This window comes from Oerskovia paurometabola, from assembly GCF_016907365.1.
In the GTDB taxonomy this organism is placed as follows: domain Bacteria; phylum Actinomycetota; class Actinomycetes; order Actinomycetales; family Cellulomonadaceae; genus Oerskovia; species Oerskovia paurometabola.
In genome coordinates this window covers 845,921-868,852 of the sequence record NZ_JAFBBV010000001.1, presented here as the reverse complement: position 1 = coordinate 868,852, position 22,932 = coordinate 845,921, and the positions used below count along the sequence as shown (strand labels likewise).

19 protein-coding genes are annotated in these 22,932 nt (G+C 73.2%); 8 read left to right on the top strand and 11 right to left on the bottom strand.

Features of this window, described 5'->3' with window-relative positions; genetic code table 11:
• Positions 1-31: 31 nt before the first annotated feature.
• The 7 genes from JOD48_RS03890 to JOD48_RS03860 all read right to left on the bottom strand — a co-directional run bounded on the left by JOD48_RS03890 (position 32) and on the right by JOD48_RS03860 (position 6,446).
• The gene (locus tag JOD48_RS03890; RefSeq protein WP_204807520.1) at positions 32-1,516 is read right to left on the bottom strand and encodes a S1 family peptidase; all 1,485 of its coding nucleotides are present in this window, start codon (positions 1,514-1,516) and stop codon (positions 32-34) included.
• Between the two features lie 103 nt (positions 1,517-1,619).
• Entirely contained in the window at positions 1,620-2,573 is a 954-nt protein-coding gene (locus JOD48_RS03885) for a LysR family transcriptional regulator (protein ID WP_204807517.1), read from the bottom strand.
• 76 nt (positions 2,574-2,649) lie between these two features.
• Positions 2,650-2,925, bottom strand: a complete 276-nt coding sequence (locus JOD48_RS03880; protein WP_307823958.1) for a DUF2867 domain-containing protein — start codon at positions 2,923-2,925, stop codon at positions 2,650-2,652.
• Positions 2,926-3,088: 163 nt separating this feature from the next.
• Complete coding sequence (locus tag JOD48_RS03875) at positions 3,089-3,505, bottom strand: VOC family protein (protein WP_204807512.1); 417 nt, start codon at positions 3,503-3,505, stop codon at positions 3,089-3,091.
• A 157-nt stretch (positions 3,506-3,662) separates the two neighbouring features.
• Positions 3,663-5,249, bottom strand: a complete 1,587-nt coding sequence (locus JOD48_RS03870) for a DUF7059 domain-containing protein (RefSeq protein WP_204807509.1) — start codon at positions 5,247-5,249, stop codon at positions 3,663-3,665.
• A 116-nt stretch (positions 5,250-5,365) separates the two neighbouring features.
• Entirely contained in the window at positions 5,366-5,797 is a 432-nt protein-coding gene (locus tag JOD48_RS03865) for a hypothetical protein (RefSeq protein ID WP_204807506.1), read from the bottom strand.
• A gap of 73 nt (positions 5,798-5,870) precedes the next feature.
• Positions 5,871-6,446: a hypothetical protein gene (locus JOD48_RS03860; RefSeq protein ID WP_191791823.1), complete on the bottom strand. Its 576-nt coding sequence runs from the start codon at positions 6,444-6,446 to the stop codon at positions 5,871-5,873.
• A gap of 136 nt (positions 6,447-6,582) precedes the next feature.
• Here JOD48_RS03860 and JOD48_RS03855 point away from each other — a divergent pair, with 136 nt between their 5' ends.
• On the top strand, positions 6,583-7,302 hold the full coding sequence (locus JOD48_RS03855) for a TetR/AcrR family transcriptional regulator (RefSeq protein ID WP_191791824.1): 720 nt from the start codon (positions 6,583-6,585) through the stop codon (positions 7,300-7,302).
• A gap of 92 nt (positions 7,303-7,394) precedes the next feature.
• Here JOD48_RS03855 and JOD48_RS03850 read toward each other — a convergent pair whose 3' ends face one another.
• On the bottom strand, positions 7,395-9,698 hold the full coding sequence (locus JOD48_RS03850) for a sodium-translocating pyrophosphatase (RefSeq protein ID WP_204807503.1): 2,304 nt from the start codon (positions 9,696-9,698) through the stop codon (positions 7,395-7,397).
• Between the two features lie 218 nt (positions 9,699-9,916).
• Between JOD48_RS03850 and JOD48_RS03845 the strand changes: the two genes are divergently transcribed.
• The 7 genes from JOD48_RS03845 (at position 9,917) to JOD48_RS20060 (ending at position 20,500) form a co-directional block, all read left to right on the top strand.
• Positions 9,917-10,633 carry an iron-dependent transcriptional repressor DtxR gene (locus JOD48_RS03845; protein WP_204807500.1) on the top strand — a complete coding sequence of 239 codons (717 nt, stop codon included), beginning with the start codon at positions 9,917-9,919 and terminating at the stop codon, positions 10,631-10,633.
• Positions 10,634-10,800: 167 nt separating this feature from the next.
• Complete coding sequence (locus tag JOD48_RS03840; protein ID WP_204807498.1) at positions 10,801-11,502, top strand: RNA polymerase sigma factor; 702 nt, start codon at positions 10,801-10,803, stop codon at positions 11,500-11,502.
• Entirely contained in the window at positions 11,499-12,965 is a 1,467-nt protein-coding gene (locus tag JOD48_RS03835; RefSeq protein WP_204807496.1) for a hypothetical protein, read from the top strand. Before JOD48_RS03840 ends, JOD48_RS03835 begins: the two co-directional genes overlap by 4 nt.
• Positions 12,966-13,176: 211 nt before the next feature.
• Complete coding sequence (locus tag JOD48_RS03830; protein WP_191792163.1) at positions 13,177-13,725, top strand: sigma-70 family RNA polymerase sigma factor; 549 nt, start codon at positions 13,177-13,179, stop codon at positions 13,723-13,725.
• Entirely contained in the window at positions 13,722-15,101 is a 1,380-nt protein-coding gene (locus JOD48_RS03825; protein ID WP_204807494.1) for a hypothetical protein, read from the top strand. Before JOD48_RS03830 ends, JOD48_RS03825 begins: the two co-directional genes overlap by 4 nt.
• 149 nt (positions 15,102-15,250) lie before the next feature.
• On the top strand, positions 15,251-18,652 hold the full coding sequence (gene lysX / locus JOD48_RS03820) for a bifunctional lysylphosphatidylglycerol synthetase/lysine--tRNA ligase LysX (protein WP_191792161.1): 3,402 nt from the start codon (positions 15,251-15,253) through the stop codon (positions 18,650-18,652).
• A gap of 297 nt (positions 18,653-18,949) precedes the next feature.
• Positions 18,950-20,500, top strand: coding sequence for a M15 family metallopeptidase (locus JOD48_RS20060; RefSeq protein ID WP_204807491.1), 1,551 nt, complete (start codon positions 18,950-18,952; stop codon positions 20,498-20,500).
• A gap of 9 nt (positions 20,501-20,509) precedes the next feature.
• Here JOD48_RS20060 and JOD48_RS03810 read toward each other — a convergent pair whose 3' ends face one another.
• From JOD48_RS03810 to JOD48_RS03800, 3 genes are read right to left on the bottom strand one after another with little or no spacing between them, the layout of a single operon-like run.
• A complete protein-coding gene (locus tag JOD48_RS03810; protein ID WP_204807489.1) occupies positions 20,510-21,358 on the bottom strand; it encodes an alpha/beta fold hydrolase in 849 nt (282 codons plus the stop codon).
• A gap of 13 nt (positions 21,359-21,371) precedes the next feature.
• Positions 21,372-22,124, bottom strand: coding sequence for a DUF998 domain-containing protein (locus tag JOD48_RS03805; protein WP_204807486.1), 753 nt, complete (start codon positions 22,122-22,124; stop codon positions 21,372-21,374).
• Complete coding sequence (locus tag JOD48_RS03800; protein ID WP_307823957.1) at positions 22,121-22,900, bottom strand: TetR/AcrR family transcriptional regulator; 780 nt, start codon at positions 22,898-22,900, stop codon at positions 22,121-22,123. The genes JOD48_RS03805 and JOD48_RS03800 overlap by 4 nt, the downstream gene beginning before the upstream one ends.
• Between the last annotated feature and the right edge of the window lie 32 nt (positions 22,901-22,932).

Here is a 22,932-nt window from a genome sequence, read left to right as displayed (position 1 = left end):
GCGACCTCAACCCCGTTCTCGACCGAGGGGGCTACGGCGTCGTCGCTCCCAGCGTGTACGCGCCCGAGCCCGCGTACGCGTGGACCACGTACCGGTAGTACCCGGCGGTCCCTGCGTACGTGATCGCCTCAGCCGCGCCGGACGACGTCGACTGTGCGACGTTCGCCCACGCGGACCCGTTCCACTTCTGCAGGTACAGGTCGAGGTCCGTGCCCGCCGGGCCGCTCAGGCACACCCGGTGCGTCCCGTTGCCTGCCGTGACGTACGAACCGTTCGGCTGCGCGACCGAGGTCCCGGCCGAGACGCTGCCCTGGTAGGTCCGGGCATAGCCCGGGCACCCGGCCGGCGGCGGCTCGGTGCCCCCACCGCCCGAGGTCACGAGCGTGAGCCCGTACGCCCCGAGCGCCTCGTTGACGGGCTGGAAGTACGTCGTCCCGCCCGACGAGCAGTTGCCCGACCCGCCCGAGGTCACCCCCTGCGCCTGGTTGCCCGCGAGGAGCGAGCCGCCCGAGTCGCCGGGCTCGGCGCACACGTTCGTGCGGATGAGCCCCGAGACGGTTCCCTGCGGGTAGGTCACCGAGCTGTTGTAGGCCGCGATGGTCCCGCAGTGCCAGCCCGTCGTGGAGCCGGACCGGCAGACGGAGGCCCCTACGGGCGCGGCCGTCGAGCCCGCGACCGCGACGCGCCCGCCGCTGTAGTTGTTGACCGCACCGACCGGGGTGTTCCCCGCGTCGACCTGCACCCAGGCGTAGTCGTTGCCGGGGAAGCTCGACCCGCGGAACGTGCCGCCCGGCCCCGAGGTGCGGGTGCCGACCGTGCCGCAGTGCCCGGCCGTGATGAAGCCCCCGTTCACGGGGAAGCCGACCGAGCAGCGCCCGCCGGAGCCCATGGTGTACGCGTTGCCGCCCACCACGTCGATGAGCGGGCGAGGCGCCTCGGTCGTCGTCACGTAGGTGATGGCCTCGGTGGGCACGCCCGCGCTCGCGGCGGCCTGCTCCGCGAGGGCGCGGCCGCCGTCGTGCACGTTGACGACGACCTGGTTGGTCGTGACGTCGACGTACCAGCTCGGGACCGCGGCCGGGTCGGCGAGCTCGCCGTCGAGCGCCGCCTTCCACGTGTCGAGCTCGGCGAGCGTGTGGTCGACGACCACGGGGGTCGCGCCCGCCGCACGGACCTCCTTGGCCTCGGCGTCGTCGGCGACGCCCACGTACAGCGTGTTCTTCGCGGGGTCGACCCAGGCGCCGGCAAAGGCGTCCAGGCTGTCGGCGAGAGCGTCCTCGGTGCTCGCCGCGTCGGACTGGAACGCCAGACGCTTCGTCGCGTCCTTGGCGCTCAGCCCCAGGTCCCGCTGGAGGGCACGGAGCACCTCGGGCGAGACCTTCGAGGAGGTCTGGGGTGAGATCGTCGGTGCATCGGGGCTGGGTGTCGCCGCGTTCGCGGCGAGCGCTGTGGGTCCGGCAACCATCGCCGTCGCGGCGCACGCCGTGGCGAGCGTCCTCCAGAATGATCGTGCCATCTCGCTGTCCCTTCGTCGGGTCCCGGGATCGCCGGGTGAACGAGGCCCACGCTAGGGAGCGGGACGCGGGCGGCACAGATGCCAGCCGGGTCATACCGGGGCGTTATGTACGGGTCTCCCCGTAGGTGTCGAGCCAGCACAGGTAGCGCGGGCTGCGGCTCACGGCGTCGTGGTGGGACCGGACGGCGGCGTCGACCACCACTTCGACGGGCAGGTGCGCCGAACCGCTGCGCCAGCCCACGTAGTGCGCCCACCGCAGCGGGGCGCCGTCGAGCGGGACGACCTGCGTGCCCGGGGTGTCGGGGAACGTCGGCTGGACGAGGGCGACCGCGTGGCCGGCCTGGACCAGGTCGATCACGGTCGGCCGGTCGGCCTCGCTCAGGCCCGACGGCGTGAAGCCCGCCCGTGCGCACGCCTGCGCGAAGCAGCGCTCGAAGCAGCCGTCCCCGGGCCCGCTGAGCCACACCTCGTCGGCGAGCTCACCCAGCGGGACCGACGAGCGGTCGGCGTGCGGGTGCGCGTCCGGCAGCAGGACGAACACGGGGTCGACGTCGACGCGCCACCACGCGACGCCGCCCGTCGTGGGCGGGATCGCGTCCGAGCACAGGCCGACGAGCGCGACGTCGAGCGTGCCCACCGCGACCTGCTGCGCGGTGTCGTCCACGGACCAGCTCGTGGCGGTCGTGACCCGGACGTCGGGCAGTGCCGTGACGAGGCGGTGCACGAACCGGCCCGCGAGCGCGCTCGCCACGGTCCCGACCCGCAGCGTCCCCGGGCCGTCCTCGTCACGGTTGACGTGCTGCTGGACGTCGTCGAGGAGCGAGGTCATGGCGGGCAGCACCATGCGGGCACGGCCCAGGACGAGCTCACCGAGGGCCGTGGGGTGGGCGCCGCGCTGGTCGCGCGTGAAGACCTGCCCGCCGAGCGCACGGTCGATACGGTTGAGCTGCGCGGTCAGCGCGGGCTGCGCGATCCCGAGGGCCGCCGCGGCCCGTGTCACGCTCCCGTGGTCCGCGACGGCGACGATCAGCCGCAGGTGACGGAGCTCGAGGTCCATGCGCCTGAAACTAGCGCGGCGGGTGACGATCCGCGCCTCGTCGGGCGGAGGGCCGGCCACGGCACCTGGGCCGGGGTCAGCCCAGGCATCGGGCCGCCCGGCGCAGCATCGCGGTCAGCACGGGACCGTGGGCCAGCCGCACCGGGACGAAGTAGGCGCGCCCCTTCCAGCCGTGCAGACGCACGACGGTCGTGACGCGCACGAGGCGAGCGGCGCCGTCGACCCCTACCGCGCAGCGGAAGTCGAGGTGCGTGTCGCGCACCCACAGGGGCGTCGAGCGGACGTCGAAGATCGCGCGTGCCCACGCGGCGGGGTCGGTCGTGGCGCCGTCCTCGGGTGGGACTGACGGCACGCTCCGCAGGGGCCCCGCGGGCGGCCCCGCGCTGCCGAGCATGCGGCTGGCGTCCGTCGAACATGCGGTTGGCGTCGAAGACCCGCCGCTTCACGACGACAACCGCATGCTCGGCACCGGGAGGGAGCGGCTGCCCGGCAGCAGGTTCGCCTGCCCCAGCGGCTCAGCCGCCCTGGGCCGCGACCTCGGCGTCGCTGCGCAGGATGCAGAACTCGTTGCCCTCGGGGTCCGCGAGCGTGACCCACCCGGAGCCGTCGGGTCGCCGGTGGTCGGCGAGCCTGGTCGCCCCCAGGCCGACGAGCCGTTCGACCTCCTGCTCGCGCGTCCCGTCGGTGGGCCGCAGGTCCAGGTGGAGCCGGTTCTTGATCTCCTTGCCCTCCGGGACCTCGATGAACAGCAGGCGTCCGCGGGACTCGGCCGGGGCGTGGGTGCCGGCGGGCGGGAAGATCATGCACTCCTCGTGGCCGGGCAGGTTCGGGTCGTCGGGGTCCTCGACGTAGCCGAGGACCCCGCACCACCAGACCGACTGCGCGTAGGCGTCGCGGGCGTCGAACGTCGTGTGCTGGATTCGAGAGGTCATGGGCTCAACCTAGGGAGGCGCGGCGCGCGCCGCACGGCCTTTCCGGTCGCTGCAGCCGACCAGGAGGTTCCGTGCGGCCGAGCACGAGGTGGAGGCCGTCATCGCCGGGACAACGACCTCAACCCCGTGCTCGGCACCCTAGAGGCAACCCCGAGCGTCACGTGAGCAGGAAGCCGTCCCTCACCAGGCCACGGACCGCCGGGAGGAGCTCGCCCGCCAGGTCGCCCGTCGGGACCTCGAACAGCGACGCGATCGCCCCGATCAGCTGCCCGACGGTGAGCTCGCCGTCGCTCGCCCCCACGAGCGCCGCGAGCCCGGTCGACGCCTGGATCCCTCGGCCCAGGCCGTCGCCCTGCCGCACGATCACGACGTTCGGGTCCTCGGCGCCGGGCGTCAGGTAGCGCTCCTCGGTCACGTCGGGAGCCACCGTGAGACGCGCGGACGCGAGCGCGGCGTCGTCACGGGCTGCGAGCCAGTCGTGGGCCGCGAGCGAGGCGGCCAGGTGCCCGCCGAGCGGCTGACGCACCGCCCCCGTGTGCTCCTCGAGGCGGCGCAGGCTCACGCCGTGCCCCTCGGCGGGCTTGCGGAGCGTGACGATCCCGAAGCCCACGGCCTCGACGTCGCGCGTCGCGAAGTCGTCGAGCCACGCCTCGTACGACGCCGCCCACGCCCCGGGCTCACGCTCGGGGGTCGTGCCGCCGTCGCGGATCCACGTCTCGGCGTACTCGGCCGGGTCCAGCACCTCGCGCTGGATGACCCAGCCGTCGAGCCCGGCCTCTTCCAGCCAGGCACCCACTCGCTCGGTCCAGGGCTCGCCCCGCCGGTGCTCCCAGTTGCCGAGCATCTGCGCGACGCCGCCCGGCGCCAGCACGTCCCCGACGCCTCGGACCAGGTCCCGCACCAGGTCGTCGCCCGCGCGCCCACCGTCGCGGTACTCGTACTCAGGAAGGGCGCTGGTCGCTCCCGAGGTCCCGCGCGGCGTGATGACGAACGGCGGGTTGGAGACCACGAGGTCGAACTGCTCGCCCGCGACCGGGTCGAGCATCGAACCCTCCCGCAGGTCGAGGCGCACCCCGTCGAGGGCGGCGTTGAACTCGGCGAACCGCAGCGCACGCCGGGAGATGTCGGTCCCGACGACCGACTGCGCGTGCCGCGAGGCGTGCAGGGCCTGGATGCCGCAGCCGGTCCCGAGGTCGAGCACCCGGCCCACCGGGGTACGCATCGTGACCTGCGCGAGCGTGATCGAGGCGCCACCCGCGCCCAGCACGTGGTCGCCCGCGAGGCGTCGCCCGGTCGCGAGCTCGCCCAGGTCGGAGGCCAGCCACCACGTGACCGGACCGGCCGCGTCGGCCGCGGCGTAGGGGCGCAGGTCCACCAGGGCGCGGACGCCGTCGTCGGGCCCGTTGCCCGCCGCGGCCACGAGCCCGAGGCGAGCGGCGCCATCTGCCCCGACGCCCGGCAGGGCGGCGTCGAGGTCCGCGCGGCGGACCTCGAGGCCCAGCAGGAACAGCGCGGCGAGCACCGCACGAGGGTCCTTGCGGCCCGACGACGCCGCACCCGTCGCGTCGTCGAGCGCGGCCCGGGCGACACGCAGGGCGGGCACTGCCTGCTCGCGGTGCAGGGCCGCCGCCGCGAGCGGACCGAGGAAGTCCTCGACCCCGTCGACCGTGTAGGAGGCAGCTGCGAGGTCGTCGCGCAGCAGCGGCAGGAGGCGTGGGTCGATCGTGGGTTCACCGAGGGACATGCCCCTATCCTCCCCCGGGCGGCCGCGGGGCACCCTGCCCCCGGCACCCGGCGCCCACGACGAGGGGCCGGCCCCGCAGCGCGCGCTGCGTGACCGGCCCCTCCGGGACTCTCGGGTCAGGCCGTGCAGTTCTCCGCGGAGAACGTCTCGAGGTTCTTCATCGCGGCCGTCACCTTGTCGCTCTCGATGTCCTCTCCGACCGCGGTCGCCTTGTCGAGGAAGGCCGGGTCGGTCGGGTCGAGGTCGTCGAGCTCGGTGAACGTCGCACCGGCCCCGGACATGGCCTCGGTCAGGACGGTCCAGTCGGCGGCGACCTCGTCTGGGGCCGTGATCTTCTTCATCTCGGCGGCGAGGGTCGTGAACGCGTCACCCGTGCTCGCGAGGTCCGACGGGTCGACGTCGGCCATGGTGGCGTCGAGGTCCTCGCCCGCCTTGCAGAACGCGGCGACATCGGCGCCACCGCCGCTGCAGGCTGCGAGCGAGAGGGTCAGGAGGACGGCGGTCGCGAGGCCGCTGACGGTCGTGGTCGAGCTCTTTCGGTTGGTCACGGACCCCATCCTGGAGCATTGCTGAGAGCAACGTCGCCAGAATTCGCCCCGAGGGGACTTCTCCCCATCCGGTTCACCCGGTGCAGGTGGTGTCCAGGTAGGCCGTCACGCGGGCCGACGCCGCCGTCATCGCATCGGTGTCGAGGTCCTTGCCCGCGTCGTCGAGCGCCTTGACGATCTCCTTCGGGGAGTCTCCGTCGGCCTTCGCGAGCGCCTTGGCCGCGGTCGAGACGTAGGACGTCACGGTCTTCCAGTCGGCCGCGACGTCCGCCGGGGGCTCCACGCTCGTGAGCGCGACCCGGGCGTTCTCGAAGCCGGTCACCAGGGTGCGCGGGTGGTCCACGCTCATCGACACCTGCGCGGTGTTGGCTGCGGCCCATGCCGTCTCGGTCGCGGCACAGAACGACGTGTCGACGGCCGGTGCCGCCTCGCCGCCCTCTGCCGCGGCGGCCGCCCCGGCGTCCGCGTCCGCCGCGGAGGCGGCGTCGGTCGCGGCGTCGACAGCAGCGCTGTCGGGCGTGCTCTCGCTCGCGGCCGCCTTCGGCGACGAGGCGGACGACGCGGCGTCGTCGCCTCCCGAGCAGGCCCCCAGGGCGAGCAGCGCGACGACGGCGAGCGCCGTCGTCGGGCGCAGGAACGAGGTCTTCATCCCTCCATGATGCGGGCTGGTGACCCTGCGCAGAAAATCCGCCACCGACGACCGTTCCCGCCCTGCTCCGCGACCGTCACCGGTCCTCCACGGCGTTCGTCGCCCCCTTGGTCCGTTTCCTCCCTAGGATGACCGCGTGAGCGCGACGCAGCGAGAGATGGTCGACCCCTCCCACGACACCGGGCCGGAGGTCGAGCCCCTCCTCGCACGCCCTGACACTCCCCTCACCGGCCCGCCGGACCTCGCTGCGGGCGCCCGCCGCCGGAGCACCGACGCCCGCGTCCCCGTCCAGGCCCGCAGCAGCGACCGCCAGCGCGTCATGGTCGAGGCCGCCGCGCGCCTCCTGCTCGCCGAGGGGTTCCCCGCAGTGACCCACCGACGGGTCGCCCGGGCGGCGGGCGTGCCGCAGGGCTCCGCCTCGTACTACTTCCCGTCGAGCTCCTCGCTCGTCACAGCCGCCGTCGAGGCCGCCGAGGAGCTGCGCGGCACGGCCGCGACCGAGAAGGCCGCAGGCCTGGCGCGACGCGACCGCTCGACCGCGAGCACGGCTCGGCTGCTCATCGAGACGTTCTACGCACCCTCGGTCGACGACCAGGTCGTCGACGTCCGGCTCGACCCCGTGCTCACCGCGATGCGCGACCCCGCGCTGCGCCCCATCCTGCGCGCGTCCCGCCCCCGGCTGCTCGCGGCCCTGCGGACCGTGCTCGAGGCGAGCGGGTACGACCACGTCACCGATGTCGACCTCCTGGGGCACTTCATCGACGCAGCACTCCTGTCCGCGGCGGCCGACGGGACCGAGGACGTCCTCGACAAGGCGACGGGGACGACGGCGCGGCTGCTCGAGCACTGGCGCTGACGCGAGCGACCCACCCGGCAGCCGGGGTGTCAGGACGAGCGTGACCTCGAGGCCACGCTCGTCCTGACACCCCGCCGCCGGAGGGCGCGACCTCAGCTCGTCCGCACCGCCTGCGGCTCCTCCGACATCTGCTCGCGGTCCACGCGCGCCGCACGCAGCCTCGACAGGATGACGGCCCCGAACGCGATGCCCGCCGCGACCACGGCGATCCCGATGCGCAGCGCGTGGTTGGCGTCCGCGGGTACGCTCAGCGCGACCACGGCGGGAGCGATAAGCACCGCGACCAGGTTCATGACCTTGAGCAGCGGGTTGATCGCCGGACCGGCCGTGTCCTTGAACGGGTCGCCCACGGTGTCGCCGACGACGGTCGCCTCGTGCGCCGGGGACCCCTTGCCGCCGTACGCGCCGTCCTCGACGATCTTCTTCGCGTTGTCCCACGCACCGCCCGAGTTCGCCAGGAAGACGGCCATGAGCACGCCCGCCCCGATGGCCCCCGCGAGGAAGCCCGCGAGCGGTCCGACGCCGAGCCCGAAGCCCACCGCGATGGGTGCGAAGGCGGCCAGGAGGCCGGGCGTCGCGAGCTCGCGCAACGAGTCGCGCGTGCAGATGTCGACGACCTTGCCGTACTCGGGGCGCTCGTCGTACGTCATGATCCCGGGGTGCTCGCGGAACTGGCGGCGCACCTCGTAGACGATCGCGCCGGCAGCGCGGGTCACGGCGTCGATCGCGAGGCCCGAGAACAGGAACACGGTCGCGGCGCCGAGGATCACGCCGACCAGGGTGATCGGCGAGATGATCGAGTAGTCGAGCATCGAGACGACGAGGCCGCCGGCCGGGTTCGTGATGTCCGCGAGCGCCCCGCCCACGGCGTCGGCGTACGACCCGAACAGCGCGGTCGCTGCGAGGACGGCGGTCGCGATCGCGATGCCCTTGGTGATGGCCTTGGTCGTGTTGCCCACGGCGTCGAGGTCGGTGAGGATCTGCGCGGCCTCCGGGTTGCCGTCACCGGCCTCGCCGACGGACATCTCGTAGATTCCTTGCGCGTTGTCCGAGACGGGCCCGAACGTGTCCATCGCGACGATCACGCCGACCGTCGTCAGGAGCCCGCAGCCCGCGAGCGCGATGAGGAACAGCGACAGCCATACCGAGCCGCCCGCGATGAGGAAGACCCCGCAGATCGCTGCCGCGATGATGCCCGCGGTGTAGACCGCGGACTCGAACCCGACCCCGATCCCGGACAGGACGACCGTGGCCGCTCCCGTGCGGGAGGTGGCGGCCACGTGGAGGGTGGGCTTCGACGTCGTGCCCGTGAAGTAGCCCGTGACCCACAGGATGATGCCCGCCAGGACCACGCCGATGAGGACCGCGAGCGCCGCGACCACGCGCGGGTCGCTCGTGACGTCGCCCAGGTCCGCGGTGCCCGACAGCTCCGAGAACGACGACGGCAGGTACGCGAACGCCGCGACGCCCGCGAGGACCGCGCCGAGCAGCGCCGAGAGGTAGAACCCGCGGTAGATGGCCCGCAGGCCGTTCTCGCTGCCGCGCACGCGCGTGATGAAGACGCCCAGGACCGCGACGAACGCGCCGATGGCCGTGACGATCAGCGGGAAGACGAGCCCCTGCTCGCCCATCGCGGCCTTGCCGAGGATGAGGGCCGCGACGAGCATGACGGCGTACGACTCGAAGAGGTCTGCGGCCATGCCCGCGCAGTCCCCCACGTTGTCGCCCACGTTGTCCGCGATGGTCGCGGCGTTGCGCGGGTCATCCTCGGGGATCCCCTGCTCGACCTTGCCCACCAGGTCCGCACCGACGTCCGCCGCCTTGGTGAAGATCCCGCCGCCCACGCGCATGAACATCGCGAGCAGTGCAGCCCCGAACCCGAACCCCTCGAGCACAGCCGGAGCGTCCCCTCGGTACAGCAGCACCACGCCGGCCGCACCGAGCAGGCCTAAACCCACGACGGACATCCCCACCACGCCACCGGTCCGGAACGCGACGCGCGCCCCCTCGGCCCGTCCCCCGGGCCGGGTCGCGGCGGACGCGACGCGCACGTTCGCGCGCACCGCGAGCCACATCCCCAGGTAGCCGATGCACGCGGAGAACCCGGCACCGACGAGGAACGCGACCGACCGGCCCACCTTGATCCCGGCGTCGCCGGGCAGGAGGAACAGCAGACCGAAGACGATCACCGCGAACAGCGCCAGGGTCCGGAACTGCCGGTTGAGGTAGGCCGAGGCCCCCTCCTGGATGGCCTGGGCGATGTCCTGCATCTTCGCGGTGCCCTCGGGAGCGGCCAGTACCTGGCGTCTGAGGACGAACGCGAAGACGAGCGCGGCGAGGCCTATGGCCCCGATCACCGCGACGATCGTGAGACTGGTGGAGCTGAGCGTGAGCATCCGTCCTCCTTGACGACTGCTGGACCGGGGTCACCGGCTGGCCCTCCGGCACCCCCGGAGGATGCGCCCGAGTCTAGCCATGTGTGGCGTGCGTCACGAGACGTCGTGCGCGACGTCGCGGAGCGGGCGTCGAGCCGTCTCGTCGTGGGCTCGCACGTGACGTAGCATGTGGAGACGTTCCAAGATTGGAATCCTTCAACTTTAGCCCGGAGCGCGACGTGACCGACCTGATCGACACCACCGAGATGTATCTGAAGACGATCTATGAGCTGGACGAGGAGGGGATCGTCCCTCTGCGTGCGCGGATCGCGGAGCGGTTGGGTCATTCGGGTCCGACGGTCTCGCAGACGGTGGCGCGCATGGAGCGTGATGGTCTGGTCGTGGTGACGGGGGATCGTCATCTGGAGCTCACTGCTGAGGGTCATGCGAAGGCGCAGCGGGTGATGCGTAAGCACCGGTTGGCGGAGCGGTTGCTGACGGACGTGATCAAGCTCGACTGGGAGTTCGTGCACGTCGAGGCGTGCCGGTGGGAGCACGTGATGAGCGAGCTCGTGGAGAAGCGGTTGATCGGTCTGCTGGACCACCCGCACCACGACCCGTACGGCAACCCGATCCCGGGCCTGTCGGAGCTGGGCGAGGACATCGTGGAGATCGAGTACCTCGACGGGGTCGTGTCGCTGCCCGCGTACGTGGCCGCGGCCGACCGTGCCGGGCGCGCCCCCGGGGCGCTGCGCGTGGTCGTGCAGCGCATCGCCGAGCCCCTGCAGACCGACACGGACCTGCTCGCGCGCCTGGCGGCCGCGGGCATCCTGCCCCGCCAGGAGGTCACGATCACCCCCGAGGCCGGGTCGTACACGGTTTCCGCGCAGGGCGCCGAGACCGTCCTGGACCTGCCCGACGACGTCGCGCGCCACCTCTTCGTCACCGCCCCCTGACCACCACCCACCCCAGCACACCCCCACCGCCCCGCACCCCCCACCCGGGATGCGGGGCGACGTGCGTCACGCGCCGGACTTCACCCCCAACGATCCACGCGCACCACGCGTCATGATCAGTGACACCGCCCACCAAGGGCGGTCGGGCTGAGGACGAAGGGGGAACGGTGGCCGACTGGGACGACGAGCTCACCGCGCTGACCAGACAGCGTGGGACCGCGCTCGTGGGGTACGCCTACCTGCTCTGCGGGAACAGGCGCGACGCGGAGGACGTGGTGCAGGACGCACTCGTCAAGGTGTTCTCGAGGCTCCGCGGGAGGGGCGCGACGACGGAGGGGCGGACCGCTCCTGCCACACCTCCGGGCGGGACCCGGCTCTTCACGCTCGACGACACGGCTGCGCAGGGGGCCGACCGCCCCGTCGCCCACCTCGAGGGGTACGTGCGCCGCGCGATCCTCACGCTCTACCTCGACGGGTACCGCCGTCGACGGCACTGGCTCGGACTGCGCCATCTCGTCGGGCAGCGCGAGGGCGTGGCCGGACCGGAAGCCCCCGCCTCGGCCCGCGCCGACACGGCCAGGGCGCTCGCCGGCCTGACGCCGCGGCAGCGTGCGTGCGTCGTGCTCCGGTACTACGAGGACCTGACGGTGCCCCGCATCGCCGAGGAGCTCGGGTGCGCCGAAGGGACCGTCAAGCGTCACCTGTCCGACGCGATGACCGTCATGCAGCAGACCCTGGGCGCCGCTTCCCCGATCGCAGGGTCCACCGCGACGACAGCGACATCCCCCGCACCCACCGCCGGGCCCACCACCGACCCGGCGCCACCAGCCAAGGCGCCGCACACGACGAACGGGAGGAACATCGCGTGAGCACCATCGACAACGGACCCTCGAACCACGAGGACGACCTGGGCCGCGCGCTGCGAGACCTGGTCGACGACGCGTCCCTGCCCGGCCTCGACGCCCACCTCGACGTCGTCCGCGGACGGACGCGACGCCGTCGGGCAGCAAAGAAGGTCGCCCTCGGAGCGACGACCCTGTGCGTCGCCGGGGCCCTCGGCGTCGCCGCGCTCTCGATCCCGCAGGACGTGCGGCCCGAGCCGATCGCGCCTGCGGAGTCCCCGTCGCCGACGGCGACCCCCTCGCCGACACCCGAGCCGCCGCCGACGTTCCCGGCCGCGATCACCGCCACCGCCCTCGCCTGCCAGCAGCCCGCCCCGACCCCGACAGGTGACGACCTGCCCGCCCGTCTGAGCATCGACATCCCCGACCTTGCGACTCAGACCCCAGGTTCGGCGACCGCGCCGGTCCTCATGACGTTCGACGACAAGGTGCGGCTCCGCTACGACGACTCGGCCACGGGGGCCTACGTGGTCGTTCAGGACGGGGTCGTCGTGAGCTCCTCGCTCCCCGCTGCGGAGACCACGGGCGAGGCCACGCCTACCCCGGGGTCGTCGGCCGGCTGGGAGATGGAGGTCACGACGGTCCCGACGTGCGGTGCAGCCAGCGGTCAGCTCTCACGACTGCCGGCAGGAAGCTACGAGGTCTTCGCACTGCACCGGTTCCCCCTCACCGGCTACTCGGCCCAGCGACCGGACGGGACCTGGGGCGACGAGGCGACCGGGACGCTCTTCGACGGATGGCTCGTCTCGGAACCCGTCCCGTTGACGATCACGCCGGAGCCCCGGCCCGACCCGGTCGAGGTACGCGACGCGCTCTGGGACGACACGTCCATGGTCCTCGAGGCGCTCCGTAGAGCCTCGCGCACCGGGGCTCCGGCCGTGGTCGACCTCACCTTCGAGTCCGACAACTTCCAGGAGATCCAGATCGTCACCACGGGCGACGGGAAGCGGACGCTCACCGTGCACAAGAATTCTGACGTCGCACCTCGAGAACGGACCGCGAGCGACGACGGCTGGAGGCTCGAGCTCGAGGGCGGGGCCGTCTTCACCGACGCCGGCTTCTCGCGACTCATGGGGACCTACGCGGTCACCGAGAACTCCTCGGGGCAGGTGCCGACCTTCGCCCTTCGCGTCCTGGACGGTGGAACTCCGAAGGCGGCGCCCGCGACGACCGACCGGGAGACGTGCCGAGCCTTCAGGTCGACCGAGGACACGACGACGAGCGTGTACGAAGCCTTCAGCACGGACATCTACGCACTCGCGGCCGACCTGCGACCAGCCGTCTCGTCGCCGGAGTACCAGGAGATCCGGTCCAGGTGGCTCGACGCCCCTCGCTTCTGGTGGGCCGTCCAGGCGCACGGAAAGCTCGTCCGAGACAGTGAGCTGGGCGGAGACTTCGTCAACGGGGCGTGCGGCGAGTATTGGGAGTAGCCCCTCGGCGACGCCGAGCCCGCACCCACACGCCGACGGCCTGGGGCCTCGATCGCCAGGTGGTGATCGAGGCCCCAGGCCGTCGGCGCCTCGCCGCGGGTGTCCTGAGAACGGCCGCCGCCCGACGAGGACGTCGCTCTACCCCAACGTTTCGCCGCTGGTGTTCGTTGAGAGCGGTGACACGGCACGCTGATCGACGCAGGAGGACTTCATGGCCCGTTGGGAACAGGTGCTGGACGAGATCGTCCGCACCCGTCGGAGAGCGCTCGTGGGGTACGCGTACCTGCTGTGCGGCGATCTGCGGGAGGCCGAGGACCTCGTCCAGGAAGGACTCGTACGAACGTTCCGGCGCGGGCGTGCCGCGACCGACTTCCAGCTCGCCGAGAGCTACGTCCGCAAGGCGATCCTCACGACCTACCTCGACGGGTTCCGGCGACGACGCCACTGGGAGAACGTCCGGCACCTGCTCCACGACCCCGGCGGGACCGGAGAGACGGGACCGGGCACCCCGGCCGCCACGGACGACCGCGTCGACGTGCAGAAGGCACTCATGACGCTCTCGCCCCGTGAGCGTGCGTGCGTCGTCCTGCGCTTCTACTCCGACCTCACGGTCCGGCAGGTCGCCGACCAGCTCTCGCTCGGCGAAGGCACGGTCAAGCGCTACCTGAGCGATGCCAACAGCAAGCTCGCCGCCTGCCTCGGGCCGATCGACACCCCGTCCGACGACCTCGACGTCACTCCCCTGGGAGGAGCCCGATGAACGACAAGCAGCAGCCCTCGACTCCCCTGCACCTGGACGCCGCCTTCTCCGACATCGCCGCGAGCGCGGGCGCCGCCGCCACCGACGGAACCACCGGGACCGTCGAGGTCCACCGTCTCGTCAAGAGATCCCGACGCCGGCGCGCGGCCGCCTTCGGTACGGGCGGCTTCGTCCTCCTGGGCGTCGCGGGCATCGGGCTCTCCGGGCTCCTCGCCCCCGCGCCCGTCGAGATCCTGCCGGCTCCCCCGGTCCCGACGCCGACGCCGACCTCCGACGTCGTCGAGCCGCTCGGCGGCACGTTCGCCCCCGTCTGCGGGGACGACCTCTCGGAGCTCCTCGCGACGACCACCCCCCTGACGCTCGGCCCTGACCCGTCCGACGTCGCAGGTGAGACACCGCTCAAGGTCACGAACACCGGTGACGCCTCCCTCACCACGTCGTCGACGGGCTTCGTCGCCGTCTACCTGCTCGACGCCGAGGGTCAGGTGGTGTCGTCCTCGACGACCGGCGAGCCCCCTACCGAGGGCGCGAGGACGTCGCTCGACCTCGCTCCCGGTGAGTCCGGCCCGCTCGGGCTCGCGGGCATCGGGCGCTGCGGCGACGCCCCGCTTCCCACGGCTGGGACGTACACGGCCGTCGGGACGCTCGCGACCGAGCTCACGCCTGTCGGTGGCACGGCGGCCGCGAGCACCGTCGTCGGGGGCCCGTGGACCGTGGCGATCGACGACCAGGGGAGGGTCACCAGCCTCGACGGCCACGCGGTCGCCCTGCCCGTCGAGCCGGAGACGCCCCCCGAGGCCCCGGAGCCGCCGACCTTCCTGCCCGGCGCCTTCGACGGTGAGAAGGTCACCTTCCCCGCACCGCAGACGATGGACGTCACCTTCCAGTGCGGACAGCCCGCACCGGCGGCAACGGGCGACGAGCTGCTCGCGCGGCTCGAGGTCGTCGGTCCCGTGCCGGTGCTGGACGCCTCGTCCCGACCTGCGATCCCCGGGAGGGTCACGGTCAGCCCGCACGCCCGGCCCGACGTGGTCGACTTCTTCTTCCTCTACGAGTACGTGATCTCGCAGGACGGCGTGATCGTCTCGAGCCCCCAGACCCCTACCGACTCGTACGGCAACGTGGAGCTGGAACCAGGCAGGACGCTGGACAACCAGATCTCGCTGGTCCCGACCGCGACGTGCGGGAACGGTCCTGGCACCCCGGAACCGTTGGCCCCCGGCACGTACCAGCTGCACGCGACCCTCCCCTGGATGATCAACTCGTACGCGCTGCAGCAGACCGACGGCACGTGGGGAGGCACCCAGCAGGCGACCGGGGGACATCTGTTCAAGGGGACGCTCGTGTCCGCACCCGTCACGTTCACGGTGCAGTAGCGGTCTCCCCGCACCGTGCGCGGGTCCGCCCGACGAGTCGTCGGGACGACCCGCGCACGGCACGCGCCTGCGCGCACCCGCCGTGTTCCCCCGTCGTAAACCCCGCTCCTGCGCTTGAATGGTGGCACCGCCTGCCTCGAGGAGCACGTATGCCCCGCTCGACCTCCCTCTCTCGCACCTCCGCCCCACCCTGGGCGGAGACCGTCGCCTCGTGGGCGGGGAGGATCGTGCAGGCCGTGGCCTTCTGGCTCGTGCTCGCCCTGGTCCTGCTGCTGTTCGCCCCGGGCTTCGTCCGGACGGTGAGCGACTGGTTGGCGGTCCTGAACATCCCCACGTTCCCGAGCGTGTTCTCGGTGGTCCTGGTCGGCGTGATCGCGAGCGGCCTGCTGCGGCGCCAGCGCGCGGCGCTGTGGTTCGTGGTGGTGGTGTGGCAGTTCCCGGTCGCGGTGCTGGGGCTCGCCGTGGGCCTGCTGTGGGTCTTCGACGAGGACAAGCAGGCGCTGCGCGCGGACGGGCTGGTCCTGTCCCCCCTCGAGATCGCGTCGTGGGTCGTGGCCGTCGTGGCGGTGGTCCTGCTGATCGCGGCCCGGTCCGCGTTCCCGGCCCGGGTCAGCAAGGGTGCGTGGTGGCGGGCGATCCTCGTGCTCGTGGGCGGCGTGGCCGTCTCGGCGTTCCTCACGCTCCTGCTGCTCGAGGTCGTGCCGAACTCCCTGCACGGGATCCGCAACCGGGTGAACTGGAGCCTGTCCGTCGCGCTGGGTCTCAAGCCCAGCGACTACCCGTTGCACGCCGACGGCTCCGGTCCCGGGTGGCTCGCGCTCGTCGCGGGCCTGGTCTCGGCGCTCGCCCTGGTGCTCGCGATCGCGGTCTTCATGCGTTCGGCCCCGCACGACGCCAAGGTCGAGGCAGCCGACGAGCTCGCGGTGCGCAAGCTCCTGCTCGAGCACCCGAGCGACGACTCGCTCGAGTACTTCGCGACGCGCTGGGACCGGAGCGCGATCTTCTCCCAGGACCAGCGGGCGGCCGTGTCCTACCGGGTGATCTCCGGCGTGTGCCTCGCGGCGGGCGACCCGATCGGCGACAAGGCGAGCTGGCCCGACGCGATCGAGCAGTGGCGCGCGCACGCCCGCCGGTTCGGCTGGGTGCCTGCGGTCCTGTCGACGAGCGAGCTGGGGGCCAAGGCCTTCCAGGCCGTGGACCTGCACCCGATCGCCCTGGGCGACGAGGCCATCATCAACACGCGGACGTTCACGCTCGACGGCCCGGCGATGCGCTCGGTGCGGCACGCGGTCGCACGCCCCGAGCGCGAGGGCTACCGGGTCCTGGTGCGCCGCCAGGCCGAGATCCCGGCCGACGAGCTCGCTGCTCTGGTCGCCGCGGCCGACGAGTGGCGGCACGGCGAGGAGCGGGGCTTCTCGATGTCGTTGAGCCGCCTCGGGGACGCCGCCGACCCGCGCGAGATGATCGTCTCCGCGCACGACGCCGAGGGGAACCCCCGCGGGCTCCTGTCGTTCGTGCCGTGGGGCCGCCGCGGCCTGTCGCTCGACGTCATGCGCCGCCACCCGCAGGCCGTCAGCGGCGTCACCGAGCTCATGGTGACCGAGCTCGTCAAGGCCGGCCGCGGGGCGGGCGTCGACCGGATCTCGATGAACTTCGCGATGTTCCGCGGCTCGTTCGAGCAGGGCGCGCGCATCGGCGCGACCCCGATCCAGCGTTTCAACCGCCGGGTGCTGCTCATCGCGTCGCGGTTCTGGCAGCTCGACTCGCTGTACAAGTCGAACGAGAAGTACCTGCCGGACTGGAAGCCGCGACTGCTGTGCTTCCAGAACGCGGGCCAGCTCACGCAGGTCATCTTCGCGGTGGGCCAGGCCGAGGGCTTCCTGCCGAACACCCCGAACCTGTTCCACCGCCGCGACCGCTCGCCGGACCTGCACCGGCCCGAGGTCTCCGCGGCCTTCGCCGAGGCGGTGCGCGCCCAGGAGACCGCGCTGCTCACGGTCTCCGCCCCCACGCGTCGCCTGACCGAGCAGCAGGCCACGCGCCACGCGAAGCTCGGCGTGCTGCGCGCGGCGGGCATGGAGCCCTACCCCGTCTCCGTCCCGCGCACCGTCTCGATCGGCGAGGCGGTGCGCCGGGGCCACTCGATCGGGCAGACGCAGGGCGCGCCGGTGCCCGACGGCGCGGCACCGGCCGGGACGAGCACGTCGCCGGGCGACGTGGCCCCCCAGGGCGACGTGTCCGTCGTCGGGCGTGTGGTGCGCCTGCGCGACCACGGCGGCGTGATCTTCGCGGACCTGCGCGAGGGGACCGACGAGATCCAGGTCATGTTCACGGCCGACCGCCCCGGTCCCGACCTGGGGCTCTGGCGGCGCGCGGTCGACCTGGGCGACCAGGTGAGCGTCACGGGCGACCTGACCCGCAGCCGCCGCGGCGAGCTGTCGCTGCACGCGAGCGCGTGGCAGATGGCGTCCAAGGCCCTGACCTCGCCGCCCGACAAGCACCGCGGCCTCGCCGACGCCGAGGCCAAGGTCAGGCTCAAGCACATGGAGCTGGCCCTCGACACCCGGACCGCGCAGATCCTGCGCGGACGCAGCAAGGCCGTGAAGTCTCTGCGCGACTCGCTCGCGGCCCGCGACTTCATCGAGGTCGAGACCCCGATCCTGCAGCGCGTGCACGGCGGTGCGAACGCCCGACCCTTCACGACGCACATCAACGCGTACGACCTCGACCTGTACCTGCGCATCGCGCCCGAGCTGTTCCTCAAGCGGCTCGCGATCGGCGGCGTCGGTCGGGTCTTCGAGCTGGGCCGCAACTTCCGCAACGAGGGTGTCGACGCGACCCACAACCCCGAGTTCACGTCGCTCGAGGCGTACCAGGCGTACGGCGACTACACGACGATGCGCGAGCTCACACGCGACCTCATCGTCGAGGCCGCGGTCGCCGTGCACGGCGAACCGGTCTCCCGCCGGGCGGACGGGACCGTGGTCCGGCTCGACGGCGAGTGGCCCGTCCGTACCGTGCACGGGGCCGTGTCCCGTGCCGTGGGCCAGGAGGTCACGCCGGACACCCCGATGGCCACGCTCCAGGCGATCTGCGAGGAGAAGGGCGTCCACTTCACGCCCGACATGACGCACGGAGCGATCGTGACCGAGCTCTACGACGCGTTCGTCGAGGGGCAGACGGTCGAGCCGACCTTCTACACCGACTTCCCGCTCGAGACCTCTCCCCTGACCCGCACGCACCGCCGCGACCCGCGGCTCGCCGAGCGGTGGGACCTCGTGGCGTTCGGCGCCGAGCTGGGCACCGCCTACTCGGAGCTCATCGACCCCGTGGACCAGCGCAACCGGCTCACGCAGCAGTCGCTGCTCGCCGCGGCGGGCGACCCCGAGGCCATGGAGGTCGACGAGGAGTTCCTGTCCGCCCTCGAGTTCGCGATGCCGCCCACGGGCGGGCTCGGGATCGGGGTGGACCGCGTCTACATGATGCTCATCGGGGCGAGCATCCGCGAGACGCTCGCGTTCCCGTTCGTCCGCCCGTCGGGGCGGGGCTGACAGGCCGTGGGGCCGGCCGCCCGACCGGGCGACGGTCGACCCGCGCCAACCCTGACGTACCGGACACCCGTCGGCCGGCCGCGGAAGAGTACGCGGGCGGGATCGGACGAGTTTTCCGCACCATCGTGCGGCCCCGGTCACATCGGGGCCCGACGGGGTTCCGCGCATCGATAACGAACGAGTAACGTAGGCCGCGATCGGGTGCACGACGGACGGCAACGACCACTGGCTCCCGCACCACGAAGTCAGTACCGACCTCCTGCCGGAGGCCGTCCCAGAGCACAGGAGTCACGTCAGGTGGAAACGTCCGCACCGGTCCAGCAGCGCCCGCACGGCGCGGCGCCGACCCCCACGCGGCGTCAACGTCAGGCCGAGCTTCGCGCGCGAGAGCTCGCCGCGGCCGGACGCGAAGGACGCCCTCCCGCCGACCACCTGCAGGTCGAGCACCGGCACACCGCCATGACGCGTCCCGCGACGTTCGCCGTGCCGCAGGCCGCGCCCCACCCGGCCCCTCTCGTACCGTTCCCCGTGCCGACCGCAGCCACCCCGGTCGCCCCCGCTCCGCAGGTCGCCGTCACGGTAGCGCCTCGGACCGCTCCGTTCCCGCCGACCGGCATCCGGCGCGCGGCCCCTGAGGCCGTGGCACCGCTCCAGACCCCCTCGGGCGAGATCCCCGTCGTCATGGTCCCCGCGCCGACCCCTCTGCGCTCGGCTCCGACGCCGGTCGTCGCCGCCGGACCGGCAGACGCCTCCACGACGCCGGCGCTCGACGGCCCGGTCTTCCCGCCGCTGAGCCGGCGCGAGCGCAAGTCGGGTGCCCCCGCGACCGCGGCCACACCGGTGGCTCCCGCGACGCCGGCACGCGGCACGTTGTTCGGCTCGCGTCTCGTGGCGCGCGCCGCGACGGGCGCGGCGTTCGTCGGCGCCCTGGCGTGCGTGCCCATGATCATCCCCGGCACGGCGTCGGGCGACCTGGCCCCCGGCGGGCAGCAGGCGGACCTCGCCGACGACGAGGGGACGAACACCACGACCCTCGCTGCCGACGACGACATGATCGCCAAGGCGGAGGCTCTGCTGGCTCGCGCCGAGGCCTCCTCGACCCCCACCCATGAGCTCGAGACGGCGCGTGCCGAGCTCGTCGCGCTCAAGGAGTCGATCCTCGCCGAGCGCAGCGAGGGTTCGCAGCGGGCGTCGCGCTCGACCGAGCGCGCGTCGCTCGCGGACAGCGTCGAGGTCGCCGACACGACGGTCGCACAGGACGAGGTGGCGACAGGTCCGGTCACGACCGCAGACCTCGGCCAGGCGATGGACAAGATGGCCATGCAGCTCAACGACTTCGGCGAGACGTCCAAGTCGGTCGTCACCCCGGCCCCCGCGACCCCGGCAGAGCTCGCGGCCGAGCGCCGCGTCCGTGCGGCCACGCTGCTCGACCAGTGCGGCTCCGCCAACTTCGCGAACGGCAAGATCCCGGCGTCCGCACTCACGTCGTTGTCGTTCGCCCCGAGGCACTCGCTGCGCTGCGACGCGGCCGCGATGCTCGAGGAGCTGTCCGCCGCGTACGCGCAGCGGTTCGGTGCGGCCATCCCCATGACGGACTCGTACCGCTCCTTCTCGGAGCAGGTCTCGACCCGCGCCGCCAAGCCCGGCCTGGCGGCCGTCCCGGGGACGTCCAACCACGGCTGGGGTCTGGCGATCGACCTCGCCGCTCCGGCGTCGAGCCCGGGATCGGCACAGTACAAGTGGCTGCGCGCGAACGCCCCGCTGTACGGGTGGGACAACCCGGCGTGGGCTCGTCCCAACGGGTCGAAGCCCGAGCCCTGGCACTTCGAGTACGCGGCCGGCTGGTAGCCGCCCGCTCTACCGGAAGGCGGCGTCCGCGTCGGGTGCGAGCGCCCCGTCGGGGACCTCTCCACGCAGGACCTGCGCGACGACGTCGGGCCTCGTGAGCGGGAACAGGTGCCCCTCCCCCGGGAGGCCGTAGACCTGCGCGCCCAGGCGCGCCCCGAGCTCGCGCTCCTCCCGCAGGAACGGGCCCTGCCCGCGCGTCCCCCACCCGACGAGCTGGACGGGGCGTACCGCGAGCAGGTCGAGCGCGTCGGAGCGGTCGGCGAACAGCTCGGTGACACGCTCGGCCTGCGACCAGCTCTGCTCGTACTGCCCCACCAGCAGGCGCCAGGCCTCCGGCGTGCCGTAGCGGCGGGCGGCCTCGTCGTCGGGCATGGGGTCGGGGCGGTGCGTGCCGTCGTACCAGGCCCGACGGCGCAGCGCAGGCCCGCGCCTCGTCACCGCCCCGCAACGCGAGAGCAGGGTGCCGCCCGCGTGGACGAGCCTCTCGGCGAGCAGCGTCGCGCCGACCGGGGCGGGCCGCTCGGGACGTCGCGGCAGGAACGGAGCCGTCGGGTCGAGCAGGACCACGGCCCCGAGCTCCTCGGGGAACGACAGCGCCCACTCGATCGCGGCGAGACCGCCGACGCTGTGCCCCACGAGGCCGATGCTCGCGGACGCATGCCGACCGGCCAGGCCGAGCGACGCCCGGATCGCGGCGACGGGCGCGGTGACGGCGGTCTCCCACGAGTCGAGCACGAGCACGGTCGCGGCCGGGAACTGGTCCCGCACCACGCGCGCGAGCGGCTCCATGTCGGAGGGGGCCAGCAGGAGGCCGGGCAGGATGACCCACGTGGCGGGGGGCGGGGTCGCCGTCGTCATGGGGCCCAGTCCATCACGCGTCCCTGGGACCCGCCTCGGAGGAGGCTGTGGATGAGGCTGCGGGGATCCGCAGGACCTGCACCGCGAGGACCAGGACGACCGAGAACGCGACGATCTGGATGCGCTGCGCGATGCCCGTGCCGAGGGGCAGCGGGCTGCCGAACATGCCGATCGTGCCGGTCACGACGCCCAGGACGGGCCCCAGGGCGCCGGCGAGGCGGGCCGTGAACCCGAGGAGGGTGCGCCGTCGGGAACGCGCGAGCCACACGACGCCTGCGCTCGCGACGAACGAGCCGATCCCCGACGCGACGCTCGAGAACGTGTGCGCCTGGTGGGCCGGGCTCAGGACCCCTGCGTCCTCGCGCGCGGCGCAGCTCCCGACCGACAGGGCACAGTCGAGCGGCAGCAGGGCGTCGGCCATGGTGGCGAGCCCGAACACCACGAGCGCCCAGGCCGTCACCCGCTGCAGGAGGGTCGCCGCCGGGTGTCCGGCCGCACGCCGACGCCGGTACGCGACGCCCAGGACCGCGAGGCCCGTCACCACGAGGGCCCCGGCGGCGAGGTCGGTGCCCCGGAACAGCGCGGACGTCGGCTGGTCGAGCGCGGCGAGCTCGGACAGGTAGGAGCGGGCCGGGTCGAGGGGCCACCCGGCGGCAGCCTCCAGGACGACCCCGACGTAGAGGATCCCCGCGAGGGTCAGGAGGACCTGGGCGACCGTGACGAGCGGGCTGGTGCGTCCGGTCCGGAGGGCCTGCGCGGACCTCACGCGACCAGTGCCTGCACGCCCGCGACGATGCGGTCGATCCCGAACTCCAGCTCCGCCTCGGCCGAGTAGGCGGACTGCTGCGCCTCGCCGACCGTGGCACCCACCCTCCCGGCGACGGCGAACGTGCTCATCTCGCTGATCCGTTCGAGGAGCGGGGCGTTCACGGCCCACCACTCGTCGTCGGTCTGCCCGCTCTCCTCGTGCGCGAGCCGGGCCGCGCGCGCCCGCCGCGCCGCGGTGGTCGCCTGCCCGACGACGAGCGTCACGGTCGCGTCCATCGCGACGTCGTCGAGCCCGATGCCGTCGATCGCCCGCAGCTCGACGTCGTACTTGCGGGTCTCGCCCGGGCCGAGGACGGGGCGCGCGAGGTCGATGTCGAGGAGCCACGGGTGCCGCGCGAACAGGTCCCAGTTGGCGCGTGCCACCGAGCGCAGGCGATCCTGCCAGGTCGCTCCCGGGGCCTCCCCGTGCGGGTAGAGCTCGCCGTACGCACGGTCGACCACGAGGTCGACGAGGTCGTCCTTGTTCTGGACGTACGTGTAGAGGGACATGGTGCCGATCCCCAGCTCGGCGGCCACCTTGCGCATGGACAGGCCGGTGAGCGCCCCCTCGGCGTCCGCGAGCCCGACGGCGGCGCTCGCCACCTCGTCGGGCGTCCGGGACTGCTGGGGTCCGCGCGCGCCACGGTCCGCGTGCAGGCCCCACAGGAGGGCGAGGGTGCGCGCGGGGTCGCGCGGGGTCGTGGCGGGCGGTGCGGGAGCCGTCGGGGTCGGCACGGGCTGCCTCCTCGTGAGCGATCGGGGATCAT